Origin of the sequence: Flagellimonas pelagia, from assembly GCF_003584135.1 — a bacterium.
In the GTDB taxonomy this organism is placed as follows: domain Bacteria; phylum Bacteroidota; class Bacteroidia; order Flavobacteriales; family Flavobacteriaceae; genus Flagellimonas; species Flagellimonas pelagia.
In genome coordinates this window covers 232,462-258,532 of the sequence record NZ_QXFI01000033.1, presented here as the reverse complement: position 1 = coordinate 258,532, position 26,071 = coordinate 232,462, and the positions used below count along the sequence as shown (strand labels likewise).

The window sequence follows — 26,071 nt, the reverse complement described above, 5'->3', positions numbered from 1 at the left end:
TATAAAAAGACAAAATCCACTAGCGGCCATATCGAGCAGGTCCCTGAGCGGAGTCGAAGGAACAATTTAGATATCCGTAAAGTAGTATAATTGAATTGATTCAAATTAAAAAGATATGATCATCAAATCCGTGAGGGGCATATCCCCGGTAATGGGAAAGGATTGTTTTATAGCCGAGAACGCTACCATTGTAGGGGAAGTTACCATGGGCGACCAATGCAGTGTATGGTTCAATGCCGTAGTGCGTGGCGATGTCCATTTCATTAAAATGGGCAACAAGGTAAACGTGCAGGATGGGGCCGTGATCCATTGTACCTATCTGAAATCACCGACCACGATCGGAAACAATGTTTCCATTGGGCATAATGCCATTGTGCATGGATGCACCATAAAGGACAACGTGTTGGTGGGCATGGGGAGCATCATTATGGACGATTGTGTAGTAGAGAGCAATTCCATCATCGCGGCTGGTGCCGTGGTCACCAAGGGAACCCATGTGGAAGCCAACAGCATTTATGCCGGAATGCCCGCCAAGAAGATCAAGGATATCAGTCCCGAGCTCAGTGCCGGGGAAATAGACCGGATTGCCAACAACTACGTAAAATATTCCAGCTGGTTCAAAGAAGAATAGCTAATCTGTCGAACAGGCCAACAATTGAGTAATCCAACAATCTAAAAGTCCAACCGTCCAAAAATCCAACCATCCAAGTATCCAAAACACATCGGATAATATTCCCTATTTTTGTCCCACTCAAAAAAACTCGACTAAGATGAACGCATATATTTTTCCAGGACAGGGAGCGCAATTTGTAGGTATGGGATTGGACCTGTACGAGAATCATTCGGTGGCACAGGAACTTTTTGAACAGGCCAATGAAATCTTGGGCTTTTCCATCACCGATATCATGTTCGAGGGCACTGCCGAAGATTTGAAGCAGACCAAAGTGACCCAACCTGCCATCTTTTTGCATTCCGTGATCATGAGCAAGGTACTTGGCGATACATTCAAGCCCGATATGGTGGCCGGACATTCCTTGGGTGAATTCTCTGCCTTGGTGGCTAATGGTACCTTGAATTTTGAGGATGGACTTCAATTGGTTTCCCAACGTGCTTTGGCCATGCAAAAGGCCTGTGAGATTAAACCCAGTACCATGGCGGCCGTTTTGGGATTGGATGATGAAATTGTGGAGAAAATATGTGCCGAAGTTGAAGGTATTGTGGTGCCTGCAAACTATAACTGTCCTGGTCAATTGGTGATTTCCGGTGAAGTGGATGCCGTGAACATTGCCTGTGAAAAATTAAAGGAAGCTGGGGCCAAACGAGCTCTATTGTTGCCTGTTGGGGGCGCTTTCCATTCCCCATTGATGGAGCCAGCCCGCGAAGAGTTGGCGGCAGCTATTGAAACCACCCTATTCAGTACGCCAAGCTGTCCCATTTACCAAAACGTGACCACTACGGCTGTATCCACTGCGGATGAAATTAAAAAGAACCTGATCCTACAATTGACAGCACCCGTAAAATGGACCCAGAGCGTACAGCAAATGGTAAAGGATGGGGCTTCTTCCTTTGTTGAGGTAGGTCCTGGTAAAGTGCTTCAGGGACTGGTAAAAAAGATCAGTCCAGAGGCCGAAACCAGCTCTGCTGTAGTTTCATAAATACGAGCAAACAGTTTATCCGATTAAATAGAGATTTAAACTAATTGCTAGTGGGGGTTCCCCGCTTTTTCGTAATATTGGTAGCTCCCAAATCACCAACCTATCATGGCACCATAGAACGTAACTGAAACAGATTGATTTAGGTGATGCTGTCCTTGTTTAAAACAATTTCTTATACCCCATCGGCCCAATTGCGTCGAGGTGGAATTCTGTGTATTCTTTTTTTGTTTTTTGTGGTTGTGGGGTATGGACAAGAAGGCTTCACCATAGTGGAGGAGGGCGGAGTGACCGCCACTTCCGAAACTGGCACTACGGACACCTTCACGGTGGTCCTTGATGCGCAGCCCCTGACCGATGTGGTCCTTGACGTTGTGTCGGGCGACACGGGCGAGGGGACGGTGGACCTTCCCCAGTTGACCTTCACCAATGCTAACTGGGACACCCCCCAGACGGTAACGGTGACAGGGGTCGACGATGCGATCTCGGACGGCACCCAGACCTATGACATAACGGTCAGCGTGAATGTGGCCGGCAGTGATGCCGCCTATAGCGGTGTGTCCCCTCAGACGGTCTCCGTTGACAATGCCGATGACGAGGTCGTTGGCTTCACCATAGTGGAGGAGGGCGGAGTGACCGCCACTTCCGAAACTGGCACTACGGACACCTTCACGGTGGTCCTTGATGCGCAGCCCCTGACCGATGTGGTCCTTGACGTTGTGTCGGGCGACACGGGCGAGGGGACGGTGGACCTTCCCCAGTTGACCTTCACCAATGCTAACTGGGACACCCCCCAGACGGTAACGGTGACAGGGGAGGATGATCTTATCATAGATGGAGCTGTAACTTATGATATAAGTATAAGTGTAAATGATGTATCTAGTGACGATGCATTTGATAGTCTTGCAAACCAGACAGTCTCCGTCGAAAATGCTGATGATGACATTGCAGGCTTCACAGTGACGGAATCCGGTGGAACAACGGTGACTTCTGAAATAGGTACTACGGATACCTTTACGGTAGTTTTGAACAGGCAACCACCTATAAATAATGTTATTTTGGATATTGTATCAGGGGATACAAGTGAAGGAACAGTTGATTTGTCTCAACTTACCTTTACAACAGGGAACTGGGACACCCCCCAGACGGTAACGGTGACAGGCGTTGATGATGCAATCGTCGATGGTACCCAAACATACGATATTACAATAAGTGTAAATGGATCTAGTGCCATTTCATATTTGTTAGTCGGCTCCCAAACAGTATCGGTGGAAAATACGAATGATGACAGCGTTGTTGTGTCTATCGATGACCCAACTCCTGTCGACGAGGGAAATATAGACACGGCGACGCTTACCTTTACAATTAGTCTAGATCAGGCAGATCTTGTCAACCCTACCACAGTCGACTACACAATAAATGGGGGAAATGAAAACGGCACGAGTTCGAACGTGATCATCCCTGCCAACAGCACTAATGCCCAGATTGATGTGACCACAAATGGAGATATCTTAATAGAATCGGATGAGACGATAACGGTTACCCTGACAGGCACAAATAATGGAACGATCAATCCAACGGAGAATGTTGGGGAAAGTAGTTTTATTGATGATGATTCCTGTGCGGCCGGAAATGCAACCCCTACGTTAAATGGAACGGAAACCGATTTTTGCGTACAAAACCTAGGTGATTTTAATCAAGATTTGGATGATTATGTGAGCAGTGTCCCACCAGCGGGTACTGAACTCCGATGGAGCACTAACTCCAATACCAGTGTTTCTGCAAATTATTTGGCTTCCAGTGTGGTCACTTCTGCGGGGACTTACTATGGATTTTACTATGACGCATTGAACGACTGTGCTAGTCCAAATTCTTTAGAAATCGTTTTGACGGTGAACGAGGAGCCTAATGCAGGTACAACTACCGGTGTCGCTGTTTGTAATAGTTCCTCGGATGGTAATAGTATTGTGGATTTGGACGATAGGATTTCTGGGAATGACCCCAATGGAGTTTGGTCTTTGACGACCCCTGTAGCTGGATCTTCCATTTCCATCGACGCGTTCAATATCGTGAATTTTAACGGTCAGCCCACAGGGAGTTATGTGTTTACGTATACCACCACAAACGCGGCATCTCCTTGTGTGGACCAAAGTGTGAATGTTACGGTTACGGTAAACGATTGCTCCATTCCTTGTGACGCGGGAAGTGAGGCTCCCGGCCAAAGTGCCGAGCTGGAGTTCTGCGATATTATTGCGGTGGACTTGAACGACTATGTTACAAACGCTACTCCAGCCGGCACTGTATTGACCTGGAGTGTGGATGCCGATCCATTGGTGGTCGATGCCCATGTTGGCAGCTTCGTGGAGGGTCCCGGAACCTATTACGGGTTCTTTTATGATGAGGCGAATAACTGTGCCAGTCCGACCATGGATCTCACTTTGATTCGAAACTTTACCCCTGTGATCAACAGTACGGATGCCGGGGAACCCATTTGTGGGCAAGGTACGGCTACGTTGACCGCTTCGGCTACCGTGGAAGATGAAAGTACCATTACTTATCGCTGGTATGATGCCCCGACAGATGGCACCATTTTGCAAACGGGGAATACTTTGGTCATTAATAATTTAGATACAACGACTTCTTATTACGTTTCGGCATCGGCCAATGGCTGTGCTTCCGAAAGAGTGGAAGTCATAGCTGTGGTAAACGATACCCAATCTGCGGGAACCCCTTCCAATACCACCGCCTGTAGCGTGCAAGGAAACGGAGGGCCAAATATCATCGATTTGGATGATACCCTTACTGGGGCCGATGCAGGAACCTGGGCCTTGATCACTGACCCTTCCAGTGGAGCTTTGGTAATTGGTTCGGACAATACGGTTGATTTTGCCGGTTTGCCAGATGGGGACTATGTTTTTGAATATACGACAACAGGAGCCGTAGCGCCTTGTACCAATACATCGGTACAGGTAACCATATCGGTGAGTGATTGTATGGTGGATACCGATGGCGATGGACTGTTGGATACCGAAGAAGCCACCTTGGGTACCAATCCAAACAATCCCGATACGGATGGCGATGGATTGACGGATGGTGAGGAAGTTTTGGTCATCGATGACCCGAGTACCACCGCTGTTCCAGAAAATGCTACCGACCCCTTGGATGCCTGTGATCCTTTCTTGACGCCCGATTGTAACCCTGAGGATATTGACTTGGCCGTGACAAAGGAAGTGGATAGTGAGGAAGTGTTGTTGAACACCGAGATCAATTTTACCATTACGGTAGAGAACCTGACCATGGATAGGGTATTGGACATTGTGGTGAACGATTTGCTGGCATCCGGGTTCAACTATATTTCGCACAATGCTTCCAAAGGAACCTATGATCCCGAAACCGGGGAATGGACCATTGATGAAATGACTGCAGAGGAAACGGTGACATTGCGGATTACGGTGAGGGTTGTTTCAGCAGGTCAATTACAGAATACGGCGACCCTTGCTTCCAGTTTTCCGAATGATGATGAACCGTCCAATAATACGGCATCTGTATCGGTACAAGTGAATGAAAGCCAATGCAAAGATCCCGGTACTATTTGTACTATATTTTCACCTAATGGGGATGGGGTCAACGATACCTTGACATTGGTGGATGATGACCTATATCCACAGAACACTTTTGAGGTGTTCGATCGCTATGGAAACAGTGTCTTCCAGATGGATGGGTATGACAGTTCATGGGACGGAACAGGCAAAAACGGGGAATTGCCCAAAGGAACCTATTTCTATGTGCTAGATCGTCAGGGAGATGGCACGGATGTGGTCAAAGGGTGGATACAAATCATTAGAGATTAAAAAATGCCAAAGAAATTCGGTTTAACGATATATAGGATTACGCTTTTGACGCTTTTGTTGGGCGCAGAGATGCTCCATGCCCAAAAAGAGCCCCAGTACACTCAGTATATGTACAACATCGGCAGCTTCAACCCTGCTTATGTGGGCACTGTGGAAAGTCCAGAGATTATTGGTCTGTATCGGGCACAATGGGTGGATATAGAAGGGGCTCCGACTACCATTAGAGCTGGGGCCAACATTCCGTTTAAAAATGAGAAAATGGGATTGGGGATCAATATCGTGAGCGATCAACTGGGACCTTCCACGCAAACTTATTTTGATGTGGCCTATTCCTACCAGATCCAACTTTCCAATGATACCAAACTGTCCTTTGGATTAAATGCCGGGGGATCTTCTTTGAACATTGATTATTCCAAAGGTAGTTTTGAAGACCCGTCGGACCCTTCGCTTTTAGGCGATAAGTACAGCAATTTTTACCCAACTGTTGGGGCCGGATTGTTCCTGTATCATGAAGAGGATTGGTATTTGGGGGTTTCGGTGCCCAATTTTTTGACCAATGCCCTATATAATGATGAAGTGTCCACGATCGTGGAGGACAATATGCAGTTCAATGCCATTGGTGGGTATGTGTTTCAATTGGGTGACCGGACCAAGTTTAAACCGGCTTTTTTAGTGAATTACCTTCAGGGTGCTCCGGTAACCGTGAATCTCTCGGCCAATTTTCAATTTATTGATGCCCTCACCATTGGGGCCTCGTACCGATTTGACAATGCCGTGAGTGGTTTGGTGGGATTCCAGATTTCCAATGCCATGTTCGTCGGATATTCCTATGATTATGCCATTAACGGACTGGGAGAGTATAGTGGCGGTTCCCATGAGGCCATATTGAAATTTTATATTGGTAGAGGCGGATTTGGTACTGGCAACAAGACCAAGAACAACAACAAGAACACGAAGAACAAAGGCAAACAGATTGATTCCCCAAGATTTTTCTAACATGGACCCAACAAAAAAAATAGGACTGTCACTTTTTATGTTCCTTTTGGGCATAGTACTCTGTGTTGCGCAAACCAAAAAGTCCAAAGGAGATTTGTTCTTTTTCCAATATGAGTACCAAAAGGCCGTCAATGCCTATGAGGCACAGCTGGCCAATGGTACGTTAACGCCCAAACAATTTTTGAACCTGGCAGATTCCTATTTCCAGACCAACAATTTTGAAAAGGCTTCTGAGGCGTATCTGGAGCTTTATAAGCAAGATACCCTAATGGATGGGCACCATTACAATAAAATGCTCCAGAGCTTTTCCAAAACAACCGATAAAGAGCGTAAAGCAAGCTTTTTGGCCACTATGTCCACAGACTTTCCGAAGGAACTTATGGAGAACATGGACTTTAACAACCAGCTGTTACAAAGTGAGTCGGCCAATTCAGGATTGGATTATGAAATTTTCAATCTGGCAGCCAACAGTTCCCAGACGGATTTTGCCCCAGCATTCTATGGAAACAAGCTATTGTTTTCCAGCGGAAGGCAACACAACAAAAAGTTAAAGTACGAACCGGGTAACGAAGGGTATTTCAATTTGTATGAGTCCACCTTGCAGCCCGATGGTCAGATAACGGCCATTCAACCTTTTGAGCAAGTGGCCAACTCCAGTTTTCATAAGGCTACGCCCTACTATTCCAATAAATTGAACAGTGTATTCTATGTACTTTCCAATACGCAAAATGGGGAAATGGCCTTTGATGATAATGGAAAAAATGCCCTTGCCATAGGTATGCAGAGGATTGGGGGCGCTTTTCAGTTGTTGCTGAAAGACTTGAGCACTTCGTTCTATTATCCTTTTTATGATGATGCCACTGGCAAACTCTATTTTGCTGCGGATTTTGAGGATGGTTACGGTGGTACCGATATCTATTTTGTGTATACCACCAATGGGCAGGTCATGTCGGCTCCCATCAATTTGGGTCCAAGGATCAACTCACCGGGCAATGAGATTGCCCCCTATGTTTTTGAGGACAGCTTCTATTTTGCTTCGGATGTGTTTTATGGTCTTGGGGGAATGGATATTTATAAGGCGAATATAGAAAAGGGCGGTTTTGGGATACCCATCAACCTTGGAAAGGGAATCAACTCGGAATACGATGATTTCGGTTTTGTAATCAGGAACGAAGGAGAAGGCCTGTTGGGCTATTTTGCATCCAATCGAACTGGTGGAAAAGGAAAGGATGATCTTTATGGTTTTAAGGTTGATGAAAAACCCGGCTTGAAGACCATTACCTTCAAAGGCAAGATAGTAAAACCCTATGGCCGCGGTGAGACAGTTTCCAAAGCCGTGGTACGACTAAAAGACAACACTGGCGAGCTATTGGCAGAGACCTATTCCGACGAGGAAGGAAATTACCGTTTGGAAATCCCATGGATCAGTGCGGTGATCCTTGAGAGTACTGCAGAACGCTATTCGACCTTTAAAAAGCGCTTATCTGAGGAAGAACTGCAAGAGTTATCCAACAGCGATTCCTATAACATCCAGATATCGTTGTATGACGATTTGGTTGAGGAAAAAGAAGGACAGAAAGTAGTAAAGATGGATAAGTTTTATTTTGCCAACAGTTCCATCCAGCTTACTCCGGAAATCGATGCGCAGTTGGATAAGGTGGTAACTTTCATGAAAGCCTTTCCGGATGCTCAACTCAGGATTGAGACCTATACGGACAGTAGGGGGGGTAGTAGCACCAATTTTAAACTTACACAAGGACGTTCTGATGCCATAAAGAAATATTTGGTGGGACAAGGCGTGCCTGCTACCAGTATTTTGTATTCCATTGGATATGGAGAAGATAAAATACTGAACAACTGTACCAACGGAGTGTTCTGTATTGAGACTTTGCACAAGCAGAACCAACGTTCTTTGATTGTGGTCCTAAACGACAATGTCCTATTTGATTAAGTTCATACCAAAAGCATCCAGCAATAGTAAAGCGCAAACAAGGAAAGGAATACCATCCCTGTATAGGTGAGGATTCTTAGTCCCAGTTTGGGTTTGTGTTCCAAGGGAATATCATTGCCCATCACCGTTTTTAAATTCATCCAACCTAATAGTGGAGCCAATACAAACGAAACAAAAGTGGCCAATGCCACAAGATCTCCCATGTTGGCACTGAACAGGGTAATGACCATCCAGTTGATCAAAGTCATGACAATCACCATAATGGCAAAGGCATTTTTGTTTTGGAACAGGGATTTTTTCGGGTAGAGTTTTTGAAGAATGTCCACACTTACCCTGGAGATGGCATCATGGGCCGTCATACAGGTACTGAACATGGTGGCGAATGCGGCCACGGCAATGAAAAAGTAGGCCCAATTGCCAATATGGGTGGTAAATAGGTTCACCAATTGATCTGCGAAAATCACTGCATTACCGCTCAATTCTGTTCCGGTACCATAGAGGGTCATCCAACCTATAATCATGAAGAATATAGCCAATAACGCTGTTAGAATGTATCCAATATTGAATTCCTGGATGGCAATCTTCAGTGTTGGTTTGTTTTTCATAGTCTTTAAATTCTCCATCCCCCACATGCTTACCCAACCCGAAGCTTCCACTGCGGTGGGCATCCATCCCACAAGACCTATCAGGAACAAAATGCCGGCTTCATTGAAAATTTCGGGGCGTTGGTATGTTTCCGAACCGGGAACGGTACCCTTCTGCAAGACCATGATGGTAGTAATCAACAGGGCGACAAAGAGAATGGTAATTACTGCCTTTAACGATTCTTCCAAAAAGCGGTATTTCCCCACAATCAATAATAGGCTGATGAAAATAAACAGTCCTAACGAAATGGTCCCGGCACCCATGCTGTTGATATGGAACAGGTTCATGAACAATCCAGCGGTGACCACATAGAGGGCGGCCAAAATGGTAAAAGTGCTGATGAGGGTAACAAAGGCATAGATCCACAAATAGGTTTTGCCTAAATTCAAATACCCTTGGATCAGGCTTTTTTCGGTGACCGTGGTATATCGGATACCGAACTCAAAAAAGGGATACTTGAACAGATTGGCCAAAAGTATGGGGATGACCATAATCCAACCATATTGTGCCCCAGCTTTGGTGGAGAGTACCAAGTGCGAGGTGCCAATGGCCATACTGGCAAACAATAGGCCAGGGCCGAGTGCTTTCAACAATGCTTTCATCCCGTTTGTTCGTTAACTTTCAAACGGGAAGATATGTTTTTTTGTTCAAATTCCAGATGAAGCCTTTTCTACCTCCATACATTATTTTTTATCTAGAAGTGCCTCTTGGAACAGATTGAAAATACGGGTGTATTCATCCGTCCAACTACTGGGTTCCACAAAGCCATGTCGCTCCACGGGGTAAACGGCCATTTCCCAATTTTCCTTGCCCAATTCGATCAAGCGCTGTGACAATCTTACCATATCCTGAAAATGGACATTATCGTCCACCATGCCGTGAAGGATCAAAAGTTTTCCCTTCAGGCCATCTGCAAAATAGATGGGAGAGCTTCTTCTGTAGGCCAAACTATCCGTTGCGGGAGTATTCAGGATGCGGGCCGTATAGCCATGGTTATAGGCGGCCCAATCCCCAACGGACCTAATGGCCCCACCCGCACTGAAAGTATCGGGTGCGTTGAACATGCCCATCAACGTGATGAACCCGCCATAGGAACCTCCATATATACCAATTTTATCCGTGTCGATACCGTATTTGTCCACTAACATTTTGGCACCGTCCACTTGGTCGGAAAGATCTTTTCCTCCCATATGGCGGTAGATTCCGGTACGCCAGTCCCGCCCATAACCGGCGCTTCCACGGTAATCGATGTCCAAAACGGTATATCCGTTGTCCACCAAAAGATTGTGGAACATATATTCCCTAAAATAGGAACTCCACCACTTGTGTGCATTCTGTAGATAACCGGCCCCGTGAACAAAAATTACGGCAGCCTTGTTTTTTACTGATGTTTCGGGTTGATAGAGCCTGGCATATACTTCGGCACCGTCTTCGGCCTGAAAAGTGATGATTTCGGGGTCTTTCCATTCATATCCCTCAAAATCCTTAGTGGTTGAATGGGTCAGTTGTACCGCTTGGGTCTGTTTTTTGGCATACACAGGGTTTTCCTGAAGGTACAATTCCGTAGGCTTATTGGAGTAGGAATATAGTATGGCCAACTGGGTTTCGTCTGGAGAAAGTACCACATCATTATTGCCAATCATATTGGTCAGCTGCTCCCAATTCCCTCCTTTTAAGGGCATGGTGTAAAATTGTCGATCACCGGGATGGGTCTTGTTCGAGCCAAAATACCATCTGGACTCATCTTTGGATATGAATGCATCATAGATTTCAAATTCACCAGAAGTAAGGGCCTTGGCCTTTTTGGAATTGATGTCCATGGTGTACAAATGGGTGTATCCTGTTTTTTCGGACATGAACCAAACACTCTTCCCACCAGGTAGCCAGCCTAATTTAGAACCTCCAAACCAACCCACACCGGGTCCTGCGATCCAAGCCTCGTCATGTTGGCGATCCAATTGTTCCACTTTGCCTGTTTCTGGATCGAGCAATACGATCCATCGATCTTTATAATCATGGGCTTGAATGTCCAATATGGCCTTGGAACCTTCAGGGTTCCATGTGGGGCCGTTGATGAAACCGATCCGATCTTCATTTTTATAGGGTTTGTCCGGATAATCCTTGGTGTATTCGGGTACATAATCCAGGCCTTCCAAATTATCAAGGACCACGGGATAACTTTCCCGTTTGGCCAAATTGTACACAAACATTTCATACTTGGTGGGCTCATCGCCAACCTTGGAACGGGTATTTTGGTCTTCTGTATACCCTGATTCAGTTACATAATGAGGTACAATGGTTCCCTTGCTTTTGGGCCTGTCCATCAAAATATAGGTAATGTATTTTCCCGAAGGGGCCATTTCCAATCCGATTACAGATTTTCCACCAGTTTCCACGACCAAAGGCTCTAGTATCTCCAGCTTTTTGCTAATCTCTTCCCCAGCATCCTTTTTAGCCTTGCGTTCGCGCAGCACATCAAAAAGCCCCAATTGGTCTTGGTATAGAAATTCATCTTTGGAATCCCTTTTGTCCTCTTTGTCCTTGGCCTTCACAAAATGGGTCATTTGTTCTGTGGTTCCGGTGGCCATGTCCCAAACAAAAAGCTCATTGTCCTTGGTATAGGCTATCCCTTTTCCATTATGGGTAAAATGGGGGTTGTTTTCCCTTTCCAGTGTTTTGGTGATGGGAGTGGATTTGTAAGTAGCAATATCCAATAAGAAAATATCACCATTCTTTGCATAAACCGCCTTGGTTTTTTGTTGGTTGTAAGTAAGTCTTGAAGAGGGCAATGTGTTTGCAGACATAAAATCCACCTTGTAGATATCCTTTTTTCCGATGGAATAGGCATATAGCGAATCACTCATGGCGCCATCGGGGTTCCAGTCAAAATATAGTGTCATGCCATCGGAAGACCAATAGTGGTTGGAAGGCAGGTGCCCGACAAAGTTGTCCCCTTGCATGATGTCCTTGATTTTCAAGGTGGAATTATTACCTTTTTGGGCCCATAAACCATGGTGTGTCAATAGTAAAAGAACGATTAGCGTAAAATGTTTTCCCATTTTGGAATGAAGGTTTAAAGTTGGTTTGATTCCTGTGTTTTCAAATATCGGGTATTTTGCCGAGTTCCACTTGCATTACTTTTGTTCAAATTTTATTAAATGAAAAATTGTGGGAAGGCTTCTTGATTTATCCATATAAAAAGTATCTTTAAAACCTACAAGGTCCATTTTGAGCTTTGTTATTCAGAAGGTTTGACTTTTCGAGCTTTCCAATAAAATGTTTTAACCCACTGTCAAATAACTACTTACAAATAAAACCAATTTAACCAATGCAGATTATTGAAAATTCCACTGTTTACGATGCCATCATTGTGGGATCGGGAGCAGGAGGTGGAATGGCCACCAAGGTGCTGTCCGAGGCAGGCCTAAAGGTTGCCGTTGTAGAAGCAGGCCCCTTTTTTGATCCGGCCCTTCCAGAGCACCAGACCCAATTGAAATGGCCTTACGAAAGTCCGAGGAGAGGGGCGAGCACACGTTTTAGGCCCTTTGGTGACTTCGATGCCGCCTATGGTGGCTGGGATATTGAGGGAGAGCCTTATACCCAAAAAGACGGTTCACAGTTTGAATGGTTCCGTTCCCGCATGCTTGGGGGTAGGACTAACCACTGGGGAAGGATTTCCCTACGTTTCGGCCCTAAGGATTTCAAGCACAAGGATATTGATGGGCACGGAGACAACTGGCCTATCAGTTATGAAGATATTAAACCCTATTATGATAAGGTGGACAAACTGATCGGGGTGTTCGGTACCAATGAAGGTCTTCCGAACGACCCTGATGGTTTCTTCTTGCCACCGCCAAAACCAAGGTTGCACGAGTTGTTCTACATCAAAGGGGCAAGAAAAACTAACGTTCCTGTATATCCGGCCCGTCTATCCATGCTTACCAAAAAGTTGAATGATTATCGTGGGGTATGTTTTTATTGTGGACAATGTAACCGTGCTTGTCAGGTGTATGCCGATTTCTCCGCTGGAACCTGTTTGATATTCCCAGCCCAAAAGAATGGCGGCCAAGTAGATCTTTTTGTGAACTGCATGGTTCGTGAGGTCACCACCGATGCCGAAGGAAAGGCAACAGGGGTATCCTACATCAACAAGGAAGACAGAAAGGAATACAAACTGAAGGGTAAGGTAGTGGTACTTGGTGCCTCTGCCTGTAGTTCCGCCAGGATCCTTTTGAACTCCAAAAGTAAGCAGCACCCCAACGGATTGGGGAACAGCAGTGACGTGGTCGGGAAGTACCTCCACGATTCCACTGGTGCCGACCGCGCCGGTTTTATCCCCGATCTGATGAACCGAAAAGTTTCCTACAACGAGGATGGAGTAGGTGGAATGCACGTATATTCCCCATGGTGGGGTGACAATTCCAAACTGGATTTCCCACGAGGCTACCACATTGAGGTGTGGGGCGGTATGGGTATGCCCAGCTATGGTTTCGGGTTCAATGCAAACGAGTTCAACAAGTTCTTCGGGACCAAGGTCGGAGGTTATGGCGATGTGCTGAGAAGCGACGCCAAGAAATATTATGGTGCCGTGGTCGGGATGGCCGGAAGGGGCGAATCTATTGCAAGAAAAGAAAACTACTGCGAGATCGATCCTACCACTGTGGATGAATTTGGTATCCCGGTATTGCGTTTCCATTACAAGTGGTCGCAGTATGAGATCAACCAGGCCAAACACATGCAGGATACTTTTGAGGAGATCCTGATCAACATGGGCGGTGAGCCCTTGGGCAAGAAACCGGGCAAGGAGACCAATTATGGCCTTCACAATCCGGGTAACATCATCCATGAAGTGGGTACGACCCGTATGGGTGACGACCCCAAGACTTCGGTAACCAACAAATACCAACAGTTGCACGATGTGGATAACGTATTCATCGTGGACGCAGGGCCTTTTGTATCCCAAGCGGACAAGAATTGTACTTGGACCATTTTGGCCCTTTCCATGCGGGCTTCTGAATATATCGTTGACCAGTTGAAACAACAAAACATATAAGTGATGGATAGGAGAAAGAGTTTAAAATCGATCGTATTAGGTTCTGTTGCCGGGGGATTGGCCTTACATGGGTGTAAGCCCAGTGCTGAGACCGAGGAACTGGTAGAGTCCCCAAAGATGACCTATCCGGGCAGGGTTCCCTTGGAAGAAGAACTGATTGCGGAACTACAGGAAGAAGAATTCCTAAATCCACACGAAGTGGCCACCCTTACTATTTTGTGCGACCTTATTTTACCGGGGAGCGAGCAGTTCAAGGCGGCCAGCGATGCCGATGTGGTGGGGTTCATCGAATTCATGGCCAAGGACAATCCGCGTTACCAACCTGATCTGCGCGGTGGGCTGATGTGGCTGGACCACAAGTGCAACACGGAGTTCGCTAAAGAGTTCAAGGATTGTACCGTGGAACAACAGAAGAGCATTTTAGATACTATTGCCTTTTATGACCCAGAGGTTCCAGGAAATGAGAGGCCTTTTGAGGTGAACTTCTTTTCGTTGGTAAGGAACTTGACCATGACCGGTTTCTATACCACCAAGATCGGAATCGAGGAGATTGGGTATAAGGGTAACATGCCCAATGTATGGGACGGGGTCCCTGAGGATGTTTTGGCACAGCACGGTGTGGCCTATGAAGAAGAATGGCTAGCCAAGTGTGTGGACCAAAGTAAGCGTGGTGTCATCGCCGAATGGGACGAAAATGGAAATTTGATTACGTAAGTGAAATTTGACCATAAATAAAAAGGCCGCTACTTAAGTAGCGGCCTTTTTGTATTAGGTTGGCAGGTAGATTATGGTACTTCAACTTCTTCCAGAACGGTTACATCAACAGTGCCAGAAAAGGTCACCTCATTTCCAGAGCTGTTTTGACCTGCTGGCAGGGTCACTGAAAAATTATAGGTAAGATGGTTGCTGGTATCATCAAAGTCAAAATCTTGGATGATGCTATCATCGATCAATACAAAATCTTCCCCGTCCAAGTAAAAAAACTTGTGGTCTTGCCCAATGACCGTATAGCCAAGGGTGTAAAGATGTAGAAAACCAAATTGCTGTGATGCTCCACCAAGATCTTGGATTTCCATATCCAATTGAAAAAAGGAAGTTTGGAGAGGTTCATCAGGAGTGCTGAGGAACCTTCGAATTTTAAAACTTGTAATATTGTCCGATACGGATACACTGTTAAATTTAGGAATGGTTGATGCCTCAACCGCTGTATATCTGTAGATGGCAGAATCCTGATACGCTTCCCCGTCGGGTCGGACTCCCTCCATGTCAACAGTGATTTGCCCATATTTGGCCAATTCATCATAACCAACACCGTTGGAACCATTTTGACCATCTTCACCATTGGTACCATCTACCCCATTTTTACCGTCGGTCCCATTGATGCCATTCAATCCATTGGTGCCATCCATACCATCTGTGCCATCGGAACAGGAAACCATGACCAGACTCATGAAAAGCATGGTTGATCCAATAATTTTGCTCAGTCTCATATTTTTAGAATGTTGAAAGTTCAATGTTATTTTTGAATCTTTTTAGAAAAATACTTGTTCCAAAACAATGGCGTCCACGGTACCGGACATGTGTAGCGGATTCCCTGTTATATTCCCTGTTCCATCCACAGTAAAGTCAAAAGAATAAGTAAGGTGATGGGTTTCCGGGTCATAGTTGACATTTGTTATTTGTAAATTCAACATCTCCGGGCTGTTGCTGTCATAGGAGTTGCTTAACGTAAAATACTTATGGTCATCTCCGACCACGGCATAGCTAGAGATGTCATAGCTAAAGTAAAAATCCTGTGTTGTTTGTCCGATATCTATGATTTCCATGTATGTACTAAAGGTGGTCTCTTGAAAGACATCATCCGGCGCACTGAAAAAACGGGCTACTGTGAATGTATACACTTGATCTTCCCCAACCATATAAGAATCTACAAGGCTATATTGCCATAGGTTTATCCCATCTGCGGGTGTAAACTTGAAGGAAGTAGAATCCTGAAAAGCCTCATTATCTGCTCTTGTGCCTTCCATTTTTAGGGTGATGTAGCCATATTGTGTAAGTTCATCAAAACCGATTCCGTCAGTTCCATCCTGACCATTGGTGCCATTTTGTCCATCGGTTCCGTCTTTGCCGTTGGTCCCATTGATGCCATCTATACCGTCAATGCCATCTTTTCCGTCCTCACCGGAACAGGAAACCATGGTTACGCTTAGCGCAAGCATTGCCGCACTGAATAATTTGATAAGTTTCATGGATATTTATTTGTCAGCTGTTAAAAATTGAAAGTTGTAAACGGGGTTGTTTATGATTATAGATTATGTTATGTCTTATTGTATTTCCTCCAAAAGATATACATCCGCACTACCTTTTACATGAAGTGGATGTGTGGAATCGTTTGCTGAGGCATCAACAAAAAAGGAATAATTGAAGGTAAGGTGGTTGTCCTCCGGGTTAAAATTGAAATCGGTATATTCAATTTCTGAAGTTCCATTGGTGTTGGACTCATAGAGGTCGTCCAAAATGAAGTATTTATTATCCGTGCCGATTACCGGATGGCCTTGGACTTGTACTTCGGAATAATTGATGGTCTGGGTGGTTTCCCCAAAATTTGAGATTTGGATATAAAAATGGATGAAATTGCCATTGAAATAGTCATCTGGGGAGCTATAAAAGCGGGTAAACTGTAATACGACATCTTTTTCCATATATAAAATATTGCTGGAATAGGTCTCTCCATTGGTTTGTGTGAACTTAAAAATGGTGGAATAATCAATGGTGACCCCGTCAGGTCGGTTTCCGTTCAATTCCAATGTAGCGGATCCATACCGAGTAAGTTCATCAAAACCAACCCCATTTGTTCCATCGGCACCATCTTCTCCATTGGTGCCATTGATTCCGTCCAGTCCATCCATTCCGTCCTTTCCATCATCCCCTGAGCAGGATAGCATGATCAAGCTCATGGTGAGCGCGGTAATTCTTAATAGTTTTCTTGTTTTCATAGCGGTTATTTTAGAGTGATCGTTAATTATTGTATTTCTTCAAGAAGGTTTACATCCACTGTTCCGGAAACATTTAAAAAGTTCCCAGAATCATTATTGGCACCTTCAACTGTGAAGGAGTAAGAGAAAGTCAGGTGGTTGCCACTATTCGGGTCAAAGGTCATATCTGGAATCGCGATATCCGAAACCCCTTCACCTCCGGTTTCATACTTATCCTGTATCACAAAGTATTTATTGTCAGGGCCAACAACACCATATCTGTTCAAGACAAGCACAACTGATAGTATATTCTCAGTTGCTTGGCCTGGGTTGTCCACTGTAACTTCCCAGTCCACAAAAGTGGTATTATATGTATCGTCCGGAGAACTGTAAAACCGGCGGAAGTTAAAGAAGTACTGTACATCATCACCATTTTGGGTAGCTTCAACAATATTGTAGTTTGGGTAACTAGTGGCATTTATTGGGGTAAACTTGAATACAGCAGAATCCTCAAAAGCAATCCCATCTGGTCTTTTACCACTCAAATCAAGGGTTACGGCACCATATTGGGCCATTTCATCCAAACCGATTCCATCTTCGCCATTGGAACCGTCCTGTCCGGGTGCTCCATCTTGTCCGGGTGCTCCATCCTGTCCGTTGGCACCATCTTTGCCATCCAATCCATCAATACCGTTGATGCCATCCTTGCCATCCTCAATGGAGCAAGAGGTAATGGTCATTCCCAATACCAGAATGGCCAAACTGAAAAATTTGATTCGCTTCATAATTTGAATAGTTGGTCATCCAAATGTAGCTGGCGATCCTTGCGAAGGAAGATATGGATTGATGGATGACAGACTTTAATTGATGAATGCTCTGTCAGGATTGATGAAGTGATTAATAGACAGTCAAACAAAGAGATAGGGTCCTTTTTGCTGACCTACCTTAACCATTTTTTCTGGTAATGGGTTTATGGAGCTTATCAGCTTAGATGGCGAACGTTGTAAACCACCCATTGGATGGATGGTTTATGGTATTTTGACGAATTACTTTAATCGGTCTTTAGACCTAATCACTATTGGTGACAAGCGCAATGTGTTTACTGTCCTTAGACCAACTGGGCACATTGATGGAACCCTGTCCGCCGTAGATATAGCCAACAATGGTTGGGACGCCGCCGGAAGCTGGCATTAACCGAATGGTACATTGTTTATAAAAGGGATGCTCCCCAAATCCAATGGTAGGAGGGAAGGAAATGAACACGATCCATTTACCATCCGGGGAAACGTGGGGAAACCAATCTTTATATGCAGTGTCGAACGTCAATTGTGCTTGGTCACTGCCATCTGGCTTCATACGCCACAATTGCATATTGCCTGTTCGGTTGGAGTTGAAATAGATGTATTTGCCATCTGGGGAATATTCTGAGCCATCATCCAAGTTTTCGGTGTCCGTAAGTTGCACTTCCTTGCCAGTGGCTATATCCACACTGTAAAGATCGTATTTACCCTTGCGCTCTCCTGTGAACAACATTGATTTATTATCCGGGGATATCCCGTGCAGATAGGATGCGCCCACCCCATCTTTGGTAATTTTCCTGGGAAGTGAATCCCCTTTAGGGTCCATGATGTAGATGGACGAGGTTCCCCCATCTTCTTGATTATGGTTACTGATGCCCAAAATGCTTTCATCAAAGGAAAATACATGGTCATTGTTATTGTTGACGGCAAAACCTGAATTGATCTGGGAAATTTCATCCGTGGCAAAATCATATCGATATAAAAACCCGTTGGAATTGAACACCAGTTCCCTATCATTGTTGACCCAATTCGGGGCCTGGATGGAATGGGCGGAATTGAACAGGATTTTCCGATGGCCCGTTTCAACATTCATGATCTCCATGTTGCTGCCGAGGTAATCCCGATAAGGCTCAAGGTCCTTTGGGGCAGGTTTAATGATCCGTACATTGGAAAAGACTGCTTTTTCAACCACTTCAGGGTTGTGGGAACAGATATATAGCCCCACAAATACTTCGTTCCGAAGATTCACGTCTTCAATTTTCACGGTGGTAAATGGTTCGCCAAATTTTGCGGTAGACATGTAATAGACCCCTTCACGTCGTTCCAATTGAACCACATCCGGAGCAACATCGGTAGAGGTGACTTCCTCGGTTTCGCCTCCAGTCTCCCTTCTAAATTGCAATGAGGTCAACCCATCTCCATGTACCGATGCGTTGACATGGGGAGAGTCTCCCCTGAGGTTGTTGCGGATGATCCATCCTATTTTTCGGTGGGGGTCCACCCCTTCGCCCACAAATCGGATATGTGCCCTGAGGATAAAGTCACCCTGTATGGACTTGTACAGATATTGAAACTCATCAGTATTGGCCCACATGTTCGTTCCCGATCCTTCCAGGGTATATTCCTGCGATCCTGTATCATAGGCAACGGTTCCTGAAATGGTAGGTTTTCCTATGTTGATCTGATGATCAAAAATACCGTACTTGTTAAATGGATTTGGCTGTATGTTTACCATAGAGGTTGCTTCATGCAATGTAAATCCATAGAGCATGGCGATTGACACGCAAAAGAATAGTAGTTTTTTCATTTTATGTGCGTTTGTTTTGGCTTTCAAGATGTTGTAGAAGTGAAAATCCATTAAAAGATAATTCAAAATCATCAATATGTTCCCAAGTAGGGCTATTTTTTATGATGTCTTTGCTATCAATTTTTCTATTTGATAACATTGCTCCTAAGCAAATGAATAAGAAAATTCCTTATTTTTAAAACAATACTTCCCCCGCTATTAAAATTCAACTTCCTATGGCGATACAATTCTTGGGGAACAAGACCCAACGCTTTTATTTTCAGGATCAAGGGGAACGCAAAAGTTATGTGCTCATTTATGGGGACGATGTGGAACTTTTACCCGGAAACGCCCCAACCGCAGGGTACACCCCGATCAACTACAGGGGCAGGGACGGGGAAATCAAAAATCCCTCATTGATGAATAAAAGAAGCTTCGAGATGTACTTTTTGGACGTGGGCCAAGGCGATGCCGCCTTTGTGGTGACGCCCAACGATACCAAAATCTTGGTAGACGGTGGCCTTCGCGATCGTGCCTTGGGGTTTATCATTTGGAAGTACCGCTTGGACATCCCCGGCAATACCGTGACCATCGACCATATGTTCCTGAGCCATGCCGATGCCGATCATGTGGAAGGGCTCATTCCCCTCATCGAACATCCACAGATCACGGTGAACAATATTTATCATAACGGTATCGGGCTGTTCGATTCCGGTTTCAATACCGACTTGGGCAACGAAGTGAACGGCGAACTGGTGACCAAGCACAGTACATTGGCTGACCTGAATGGGTTTAATTTGAAGGGAACCTTTAAAAAATGGGTCGATGCCATCAAGGTCAGAGGTATCAACTACCATCGGCTGGACAAATCCGCAGGTATCCTGAACATTGGCGACCCTGATATCCGTGTGGAGATTTTGGGGCCTATCCTTAAACCTAATGGAGCTTTTGAATGGTTCGGGGGCAAGTCGCATACCATCAACGGGCATTCCTTGGTGTTCCGGATGTCCTATAACCATGTCCGCACTTTTTTCTCTGGCGACCTGAACATAGAAGGGAGCGGACTCTTATTGTCCCAACCCGATGGTGCCCTCAACGTGAATGCGCATGTGTTCAAGGCGCCCCATCATGGCAGCCATGAGTTTGACCCCGACCTATTCAAGGCGGTGAACCCGATGGTTACGGTGGTGTCTTCTGGCGAGGTACCCGACCATGGTCACCCCAGGGCCAAATTTTTAGGGGCGATCGGAAGAGCGGTGCGCGGGGAAGAACCTTTGTTGTTTTCTACCGCTTTATCGGCGCTGTTTGTGGATGATGAGGATGCGGAGCACGTAGCGGCTTCCAACATTATTGAGCCGACCACTTTGGGCGATTTGGATTTTTCCCTATCGGCTTCCAATACGGTGGCGAGGCGCAGGTTTAAAAAGATCTTGCCGGGCATTATCAACGTGCGTACCGATGGCGAATATATTTATGCGTACCGACGGGTGCAGATGGGCTACCAATGGGAGTCGTATAAGATGCGGTATGAGAATTAGATAACATAAGATGGTAGGATTTACAAGTTCTAAATTTCCTATTTATTTGTTTGTGTGCGAAACTGGCAATATCCCTTATACAGAAAGCCGATTTTTTAATAGGTTGCTAATTCTGCTTAGGGCAATGATTTCTTGGAAAATATCGTTATAACAATTGAAATTACTATATATTTAAGGGTTCCATAAAATGATGGAAATGAATTATATACCAGCACATCAATTTGAAATAAGATTTACTAACATTTTGGATTTTCCCAGTTGCATGTATGATATTGTTGCTCCTTTTGTGCAATTGACTACAGGTTTGAGAATTGAAAATGAAAACTCTCATAATGCTATCATTCATCTTTTCTTCAAAGATACCTTTGATACAATTTCTATACGATGGGATAGGATTATTTACAAAAGCGAGAATCATAAAGATAATCTTGTTGGATCTAAATCCTTTTTTCAAGAACCTTTTCTTAATCTATTTGCAAAAATAAAGGGGTCCAAGCATTTTGGTCAAATTAAGAACATTCTTTACTATTCAATGTTTATCAATATAAATGAACAAATTGACTTAGAGGAATCTCGTAAAAGGTTTTCCGAAAACTATTTTAAAGATGGCATAAATAACATTATACCTCTGAAAACTGACATTGGAATAGTTATCGAAAAAACAACTTCTAGTGGTCAAGTATCACTTAATATGGGGCCATATTCAGGCCCAATGGAGATTCAAAAGCACGGAAAAGGTAATTTCATAATTGAGGACATTGACACTTTAAAGAATATAACTGGTTTTGGAGAAATTATTATTCTTAACATCCTTAGAAATACAAATAGCTTTAGTTTTAATGATTATAAGGATTTACACTTGGAAGCAAAATCATTAACAGAACAAAGTTGGTCAAATGAGCAATAAGGGTATAACTTTTCAAAATACAGTTGATTTCCTTGAAGGGGAAATTTTTGTTGAAGAGCATGTCGAGGAACGAAAAAAAGATGCTTCCCAAGGGAATGTTGATGCAAACTATGAGAAGGTGGATGTTGAATTTTTTGTTGGCCGTGACCAAATACAAAAAGAAGAATATAATTTAACACACCATGATTTTATTTCTGGAGGTTTCAAAGTTGAAGAGTCTTGGACAAATAAAATATCTTACCAAGCTAAAGTAATTGAAATTGGTTTAGATTATGTTATTTGTGAATGTCTGGTGGATAAGGAGGGCCGGGAATTTGAAGTAAGGGAGTTTGGAAAGGTTTTATTTAAACATCTTGAAGGATTGAAAGAGAATACGCCTGTAATGTTGGTTTATAAAGAAAGACCTGGTTCAATGAGGTTTGATGTTTATAACGGAGAATATCTTGTGGATATGAAGCTTTTTGAACTTAATGATTTATATGCTGGGCTTGAAAATTCTGAATTAACCAAGCCTATAAAGTAGTTTAGATATTGTTAGAAATTACGTTCAAGGATGTTGGTCAAGGTGATTCTATTGTTCTCGAATGGGGTCCTGGTGATTCCATTAAGCATATAGGAATTATTGACTGCAATCGAAACAATGATAATCCTGTTTTAAAATTTATTCAGGATAAGAAGCCGGAAAGTATTGAATTTTTGATTCTTTCTCATCCGCATTACGACCATTTCTCAGGCATGCTTGAACTTATTGATTACTGTTATTCACAGAATGTAAAAATCAACTACTTCTTACAAACCTGTACTCATTTCACCTCTGATTTTATTCGGGCAGCCTTAAAAACTACAGTTTCCGAAAAGGCGTATTTGGATTTGATGAGGTATGTTAATGACAGATACGCAGCTAATGGTACCAAAGTTGGGTTGATACAAGCAGATTTAAATTTTAATATAGAATTATTTGGAAAAGGGGTTATTTCCTTTTTATCCCCTACTTATGGTGATGTATTGAAATATATAAAGAAGGAAAAGTACAATGTTCATGAAGAAGATGTTCATAATAACCCGTTGGCAAATATTCTATCGACAATTTGCAGGATTGATACTGAAGAAGGTTACGTTTTATTGACCGCCGATACGTCTAAAAAACAACTTGAAAGGCTTAAATTAGGTGGAGAGCTAATACTGTGTCAAAGCCCTCACCATGGTTCTGGATATAATCACAGTAGTTCATTTTGGTCAAGAGTTGTACGAAAGAAAAAAACGCCGGTTGTTTTTTCTGTTGGAACAAATAAATATGGACATCCCGCGCAAAAGGCAGTTGAATCATTTCTTAAGAACGAATATGACTTGCATTCAACAAATGAGGTGGGATGGCTTTCTAAAGCAACAAAACCATCTTCCAAGCCCAATCCATTAGATGTTATTAGTAAAAAAGTAAAAGCCAAGCTGAAATCAAAGACTTCTGGAGATCAAAAGTTTTCATTCAATATTTAATTTTTGGAATAAGACCTGAAAAAGTAAACCTCAAATAAACTTTATAAAAACAAAAAACCCCATAAACTTTGGGTCTACGGAGTTTTTATGTACTCGAGGCGGGACTTGAACCCGCACGGCCAAAAAGGCCACAGGATTTTAAGTCCGGCGTGTCTACCAGTTCCACCACTCGAGCCTGGACTTGAAACAAAAAAACGCTGCAAGCAGCGTTTTTGAGCGAAAAACGGGATTCGAACCCGCGACCTCCACCTTGGCAAGGTGATGCTCTACCAACTGAGCTATTTTCGCATGTTCTGCAAATAGCTTTCGAGCCAAACCACTGGTGTTTTATGCTCTACTCCCGATAGCTATCGGGACGCTATTTTCGCATTTTAAAGAACTCTGCACTTTTTCTAAGCGCGGATGCAAATTTAATACAATTCTTTAAAATGTAAAGTGTTTTCAAAAAAAATATAAGGAGGAAAATAAGGTCGTCAAACAATTGGTGCCAGCGCGTAAAAACAGGCAGCTACGGCTCTAGGGTTCTTTTCGTTTCAGTACCTTGTCCTTCAATACTTTGTCCTGTACCTGCTTGGCATAATTTCGACTCACGGGAATTTTATGGCCCTCTTCCAAAATCAGTTCGTGGTTTTCCAAAGACCGTATTTTGGCAATGGGAACGATGTATGATTTGTGTACCCGAATAAAGGCTTCCGTATCCAGATTTTCCTCAATGGTCTTTAGCGGCATCAGGCTCATGTGCTTGTCCGAAGTGGTATGGATCAACACATAGTTTTCCAAGGCCTTTACAAATAGGATTTCCGAAGTATAGATTTTTTGATACCGCCCATCGCACTTAACAAAAAAGTAAGCTTGTTCGGTGGTTGTTTCGGTAGGTTCTTGAGTGCCCGATTTATAGGAATGATACCGAACTGCTTTGGTCACCGCCTTAAAAAAACGGTTAAAGGTGATAGGTTTCAAAAGGTAATCGATCACATCAAACCGAAACCCGTCCAAAGCATAATTGGGGAAGGCCGTGGTGATGATGACCATGGGCAGGTCGTGGCGGACTTTTAGAAAATCCAAACCCGTCAGATACGGCATCTGAATGTCCAAAAAGATGAGGTCTATGGCCTGTTTCTCCAACATTTGGTCCAATTCCAGAGCATTTTCCACCGTGCATACCAGTTCCAAATGGTCGATGACCTGCACGTATTCCTGCAGCACCTCCCTAGCGAGCGGCTCATCATCCACGATTATGCACTTCAGTTTTTTTGCCATTCCAGTTTCAATAGTACGGAAAATCTATCTTTTTGATCATCAATATGTAACGAATACGAGTCAGGGTACAATAAATGCAACCGGCGTTCCACGTTGGTCAGCCCGATGCCCCTGGGCCGTTCATCCTCGTTACCCAACCCATTGGGGCCTTTACTGTTTTCAATATGTAATTTGAGATAAGCATCGGTCACTTTGAGTGTCATCCGGATAAAATTGGGTTGCCCCTTTCCTTTGGAAACATGTTTGAACGCATTTTCCACAAAGGGAATCAGGATAAAAGGAGCAATCGTTTTTTGATGCAGCGTTTGGTCCAGAATGTCGAACTGCATTTCGGTATGTTCGGGATCTAACCGCAGTTTTTCCAGGTCGATGAAGTTTTCAATAAAGCGAAGTTCCTTTTCCAACGGAATCTGCTCATCATTACATTCATACAATTGAAAGCGCAGCATGTCCGAAAAATTGGCCAATGATTCTGAGGCCAAATCCGGGTTTTTGTGGATCAACGCAAAGATGGAATTGATGGTGTTGAACAAAAAATGGGGATTGATCTGCGATTTGAGGTACTTGAGCTCGGTTTCCAGGTGTTCTTTTTCCAAGCGCAACCGCCTTTTCTCCGCCTGCAGCCAATTCTTGCCCAGTTTAATGCTCATCCCCAAGGTCATACTGGCCACAGTGGAGGGTAGGGCCCACACAAAATAGATGGTGGTGAATTGGTACGGATATACCCCAAACAGCTCGAATAGGGACTTTCCGGAAAGATAGGAGGCCAAAAAGTAACCACTTACAATAAAGGCGTTACAGACCAAAATGGTTCCCAATACCGAAAAAATATAACTCGCATAACGCCCAACATACAACAACTTCGGAATCAGATAATACAGGTTGAAGTATACCCCGATAATCTGGAAAATCACATAAAAATAGAATTTGACGGAAGAGTCGCTGTGGAGTAAATATTCCCAAACTTGTGATAAACTGCCCACATTGATGGTCAACCATACCAAATGATACCCCAACCAAAAGGGGATATGGTACAGTTTGAGTTTCAGGGCAATCTTTTTCAGTCGGTTGAAATCCATCAACTAATTCATAAATCAGTACAAGTTACTTTTTTTGATTATGTGCCCGAGCCAAATTGACGACCTGCCATAAATAATTGACGA

General features: G+C 44.0%; 20 protein-coding genes and 2 tRNA genes. 11 read left to right on the top strand and 11 right to left on the bottom strand.

Annotated elements, in window-relative coordinates; translation table 11 throughout:
- The first annotated feature begins 115 nt into the window (after positions 1-115).
- From D2V05_RS15255 to D2V05_RS15235, 5 genes are all read left to right on the top strand, one after another.
- Positions 116-631: a gamma carbonic anhydrase family protein gene (locus D2V05_RS15255; RefSeq protein ID WP_119648451.1), complete on the top strand. Its 516-nt coding sequence runs from the start codon at positions 116-118 to the stop codon at positions 629-631.
- A 139-nt stretch (positions 632-770) separates the two neighbouring features.
- Positions 771-1,655 carry an ACP S-malonyltransferase gene (gene fabD / locus D2V05_RS15250; protein ID WP_119648450.1) on the top strand — a complete coding sequence of 295 codons (885 nt, stop codon included), beginning with the start codon at positions 771-773 and terminating at the stop codon, positions 1,653-1,655.
- Between the two features lie 146 nt (positions 1,656-1,801).
- The gene (locus D2V05_RS15245) at positions 1,802-5,503 is read left to right on the top strand and encodes a T9SS type B sorting domain-containing protein (protein WP_119648449.1); all 3,702 of its coding nucleotides are present in this window, start codon (positions 1,802-1,804) and stop codon (positions 5,501-5,503) included.
- A gap of 3 nt (positions 5,504-5,506) precedes the next feature.
- The gene (locus D2V05_RS15240; RefSeq protein WP_119648448.1) at positions 5,507-6,499 is read left to right on the top strand and encodes a PorP/SprF family type IX secretion system membrane protein; all 993 of its coding nucleotides are present in this window, start codon (positions 5,507-5,509) and stop codon (positions 6,497-6,499) included.
- Between the two features lies 1 nt (position 6,500).
- Positions 6,501-8,450 carry an OmpA family protein gene (locus D2V05_RS15235; RefSeq protein WP_119648447.1) on the top strand — a complete coding sequence of 650 codons (1,950 nt, stop codon included), beginning with the start codon at positions 6,501-6,503 and terminating at the stop codon, positions 8,448-8,450.
- A 2-nt stretch (positions 8,451-8,452) separates the two neighbouring features.
- Here the strand turns inward: D2V05_RS15235 and D2V05_RS15230 are convergent, their stop codons facing one another.
- Positions 8,453-9,697 (bottom strand): NRAMP family divalent metal transporter, encoded by a 1,245-nt coding sequence (locus tag D2V05_RS15230; RefSeq protein ID WP_119648446.1) that lies wholly within the window; start codon positions 9,695-9,697, stop codon positions 8,453-8,455.
- A gap of 81 nt (positions 9,698-9,778) precedes the next feature.
- Positions 9,779-12,154 carry a S9 family peptidase gene (locus D2V05_RS15225; RefSeq protein WP_119648445.1) on the bottom strand — a complete coding sequence of 792 codons (2,376 nt, stop codon included), beginning with the start codon at positions 12,152-12,154 and terminating at the stop codon, positions 9,779-9,781.
- A gap of 269 nt (positions 12,155-12,423) precedes the next feature.
- Between D2V05_RS15225 and D2V05_RS15220 the strand changes: the two genes are divergently transcribed.
- Both D2V05_RS15220 and D2V05_RS15215 read left to right on the top strand, forming a co-directional pair.
- On the top strand, positions 12,424-14,148 hold the full coding sequence (locus D2V05_RS15220) for a GMC family oxidoreductase (RefSeq protein ID WP_119648444.1): 1,725 nt from the start codon (positions 12,424-12,426) through the stop codon (positions 14,146-14,148).
- Positions 14,149-14,151: 3 nt separating this feature from the next.
- On the top strand, positions 14,152-14,862 hold the full coding sequence (locus D2V05_RS15215; RefSeq protein ID WP_119648443.1) for a gluconate 2-dehydrogenase subunit 3 family protein: 711 nt from the start codon (positions 14,152-14,154) through the stop codon (positions 14,860-14,862).
- 71 nt (positions 14,863-14,933) lie between these two features.
- Here D2V05_RS15215 and D2V05_RS15210 read toward each other — a convergent pair whose 3' ends face one another.
- The 5 genes from D2V05_RS15210 to D2V05_RS15190 all read right to left on the bottom strand — a co-directional run bounded on the left by D2V05_RS15210 (position 14,934) and on the right by D2V05_RS15190 (position 19,730).
- Positions 14,934-15,638 (bottom strand): hypothetical protein, encoded by a 705-nt coding sequence (locus tag D2V05_RS15210; RefSeq protein ID WP_119648442.1) that lies wholly within the window; start codon positions 15,636-15,638, stop codon positions 14,934-14,936.
- Between the two features lie 42 nt (positions 15,639-15,680).
- Positions 15,681-16,397, bottom strand: coding sequence for a collagen-like protein (locus D2V05_RS15205; protein WP_119648441.1), 717 nt, complete (start codon positions 16,395-16,397; stop codon positions 15,681-15,683).
- 75 nt (positions 16,398-16,472) lie between these two features.
- Complete coding sequence (locus D2V05_RS15200; RefSeq protein WP_147378294.1) at positions 16,473-17,144, bottom strand: hypothetical protein; 672 nt, start codon at positions 17,142-17,144, stop codon at positions 16,473-16,475.
- A gap of 26 nt (positions 17,145-17,170) precedes the next feature.
- Positions 17,171-17,908, bottom strand: coding sequence for a collagen-like protein (locus D2V05_RS15195; RefSeq protein WP_119648439.1), 738 nt, complete (start codon positions 17,906-17,908; stop codon positions 17,171-17,173).
- 283 nt (positions 17,909-18,191) lie between these two features.
- On the bottom strand, positions 18,192-19,730 hold the full coding sequence (locus D2V05_RS15190; RefSeq protein ID WP_235855471.1) for a TolB family protein: 1,539 nt from the start codon (positions 19,728-19,730) through the stop codon (positions 18,192-18,194).
- A gap of 215 nt (positions 19,731-19,945) precedes the next feature.
- Between D2V05_RS15190 and D2V05_RS15185 the strand changes: the two genes are divergently transcribed.
- The 4 genes from D2V05_RS15185 to D2V05_RS15170 all read left to right on the top strand — a co-directional run bounded on the left by D2V05_RS15185 (position 19,946) and on the right by D2V05_RS15170 (position 23,648).
- Complete coding sequence (locus D2V05_RS15185) at positions 19,946-21,247, top strand: ComEC/Rec2 family competence protein (RefSeq protein WP_119648438.1); 1,302 nt, start codon at positions 19,946-19,948, stop codon at positions 21,245-21,247.
- Between the two features lie 196 nt (positions 21,248-21,443).
- The gene (locus D2V05_RS15180; protein ID WP_147378293.1) at positions 21,444-22,154 is read left to right on the top strand and encodes a hypothetical protein; all 711 of its coding nucleotides are present in this window, start codon (positions 21,444-21,446) and stop codon (positions 22,152-22,154) included.
- Complete coding sequence (locus tag D2V05_RS15175) at positions 22,144-22,677, top strand: hypothetical protein (RefSeq protein ID WP_119648436.1); 534 nt, start codon at positions 22,144-22,146, stop codon at positions 22,675-22,677. Before D2V05_RS15180 ends, D2V05_RS15175 begins: the two co-directional genes overlap by 11 nt.
- Positions 22,678-22,685: 8 nt before the next feature.
- Entirely contained in the window at positions 22,686-23,648 is a 963-nt protein-coding gene (locus tag D2V05_RS15170; protein ID WP_119648435.1) for a ComEC/Rec2 family competence protein, read from the top strand.
- Positions 23,649-23,738: 90 nt separating this feature from the next.
- Here D2V05_RS15170 and D2V05_RS15165 read toward each other — a convergent pair.
- The 4 genes from D2V05_RS15165 to D2V05_RS15150 form a co-directional block, all read right to left on the bottom strand.
- Positions 23,739-23,823: transfer RNA gene (locus D2V05_RS15165), tRNA-Leu, on the bottom strand.
- Positions 23,824-23,863: 40 nt separating this feature from the next.
- A tRNA-Gly gene (locus D2V05_RS15160) sits at positions 23,864-23,936 on the bottom strand.
- Positions 23,937-24,164: 228 nt separating this feature from the next.
- On the bottom strand, positions 24,165-24,908 hold the full coding sequence (locus D2V05_RS15155; RefSeq protein ID WP_119648434.1) for a LytR/AlgR family response regulator transcription factor: 744 nt from the start codon (positions 24,906-24,908) through the stop codon (positions 24,165-24,167).
- A complete protein-coding gene (locus tag D2V05_RS15150) occupies positions 24,893-25,987 on the bottom strand; it encodes a sensor histidine kinase (protein WP_119648433.1) in 1,095 nt (364 codons plus the stop codon). The genes D2V05_RS15155 and D2V05_RS15150 overlap by 16 nt, the downstream gene beginning before the upstream one ends.
- Positions 25,988-26,071: the final 84 nt, after the last annotated feature.

Excerpts from the sequence above, each read along its gene's own strand:
- D2V05_RS15255 (WP_119648451.1), top strand. The coding sequence starts at position 116 with ATGATCATCAAATCCGTGAGGGGCATATCCCCGGTAATGGGAAAGGAT.
- fabD (WP_119648450.1), top strand. The coding sequence starts at position 771 with ATGAACGCATATATTTTTCCAGGACAGGGAGCGCAATTTGTAGGTATG.
- D2V05_RS15245 (WP_119648449.1), top strand. The coding sequence starts at position 1,802 with ATGCTGTCCTTGTTTAAAACAATTTCTTATACCCCATCGGCCCAATTG.
- D2V05_RS15240 (WP_119648448.1), top strand. The coding sequence starts at position 5,507 with ATGCCAAAGAAATTCGGTTTAACGATATATAGGATTACGCTTTTGACG.
- D2V05_RS15235 (WP_119648447.1), top strand. The coding sequence starts at position 6,501 with ATGGACCCAACAAAAAAAATAGGACTGTCACTTTTTATGTTCCTTTTG.
- D2V05_RS15230 (WP_119648446.1), bottom strand. The coding sequence starts at position 9,697 with ATGAAAGCATTGTTGAAAGCACTCGGCCCTGGCCTATTGTTTGCCAGT.
- D2V05_RS15225 (WP_119648445.1), bottom strand. The coding sequence starts at position 12,154 with ATGGGAAAACATTTTACGCTAATCGTTCTTTTACTATTGACACACCAT.
- D2V05_RS15220 (WP_119648444.1), top strand. The coding sequence starts at position 12,424 with ATGCAGATTATTGAAAATTCCACTGTTTACGATGCCATCATTGTGGGA.
- D2V05_RS15215 (WP_119648443.1), top strand. The coding sequence starts at position 14,152 with ATGGATAGGAGAAAGAGTTTAAAATCGATCGTATTAGGTTCTGTTGCC.
- D2V05_RS15210 (WP_119648442.1), bottom strand. The coding sequence starts at position 15,638 with ATGAGACTGAGCAAAATTATTGGATCAACCATGCTTTTCATGAGTCTG.
- D2V05_RS15205 (WP_119648441.1), bottom strand. The coding sequence starts at position 16,397 with ATGAAACTTATCAAATTATTCAGTGCGGCAATGCTTGCGCTAAGCGTA.
- D2V05_RS15200 (WP_147378294.1), bottom strand. The coding sequence starts at position 17,144 with ATGAAAACAAGAAAACTATTAAGAATTACCGCGCTCACCATGAGCTTG.
- D2V05_RS15195 (WP_119648439.1), bottom strand. The coding sequence starts at position 17,908 with ATGAAGCGAATCAAATTTTTCAGTTTGGCCATTCTGGTATTGGGAATG.
- D2V05_RS15190 (WP_235855471.1), bottom strand. The coding sequence starts at position 19,730 with ATGAAAAAACTACTATTCTTTTGCGTGTCAATCGCCATGCTCTATGGA.
- D2V05_RS15185 (WP_119648438.1), top strand. The coding sequence starts at position 19,946 with ATGGCGATACAATTCTTGGGGAACAAGACCCAACGCTTTTATTTTCAG.
- D2V05_RS15180 (WP_147378293.1), top strand. The coding sequence starts at position 21,444 with ATGAATTATATACCAGCACATCAATTTGAAATAAGATTTACTAACATT.
- D2V05_RS15175 (WP_119648436.1), top strand. The coding sequence starts at position 22,144 with ATGAGCAATAAGGGTATAACTTTTCAAAATACAGTTGATTTCCTTGAA.
- D2V05_RS15155 (WP_119648434.1), bottom strand. The coding sequence starts at position 24,908 with ATGGCAAAAAAACTGAAGTGCATAATCGTGGATGATGAGCCGCTCGCT.
- D2V05_RS15150 (WP_119648433.1), bottom strand. The coding sequence starts at position 25,987 with ATGGATTTCAACCGACTGAAAAAGATTGCCCTGAAACTCAAACTGTAC.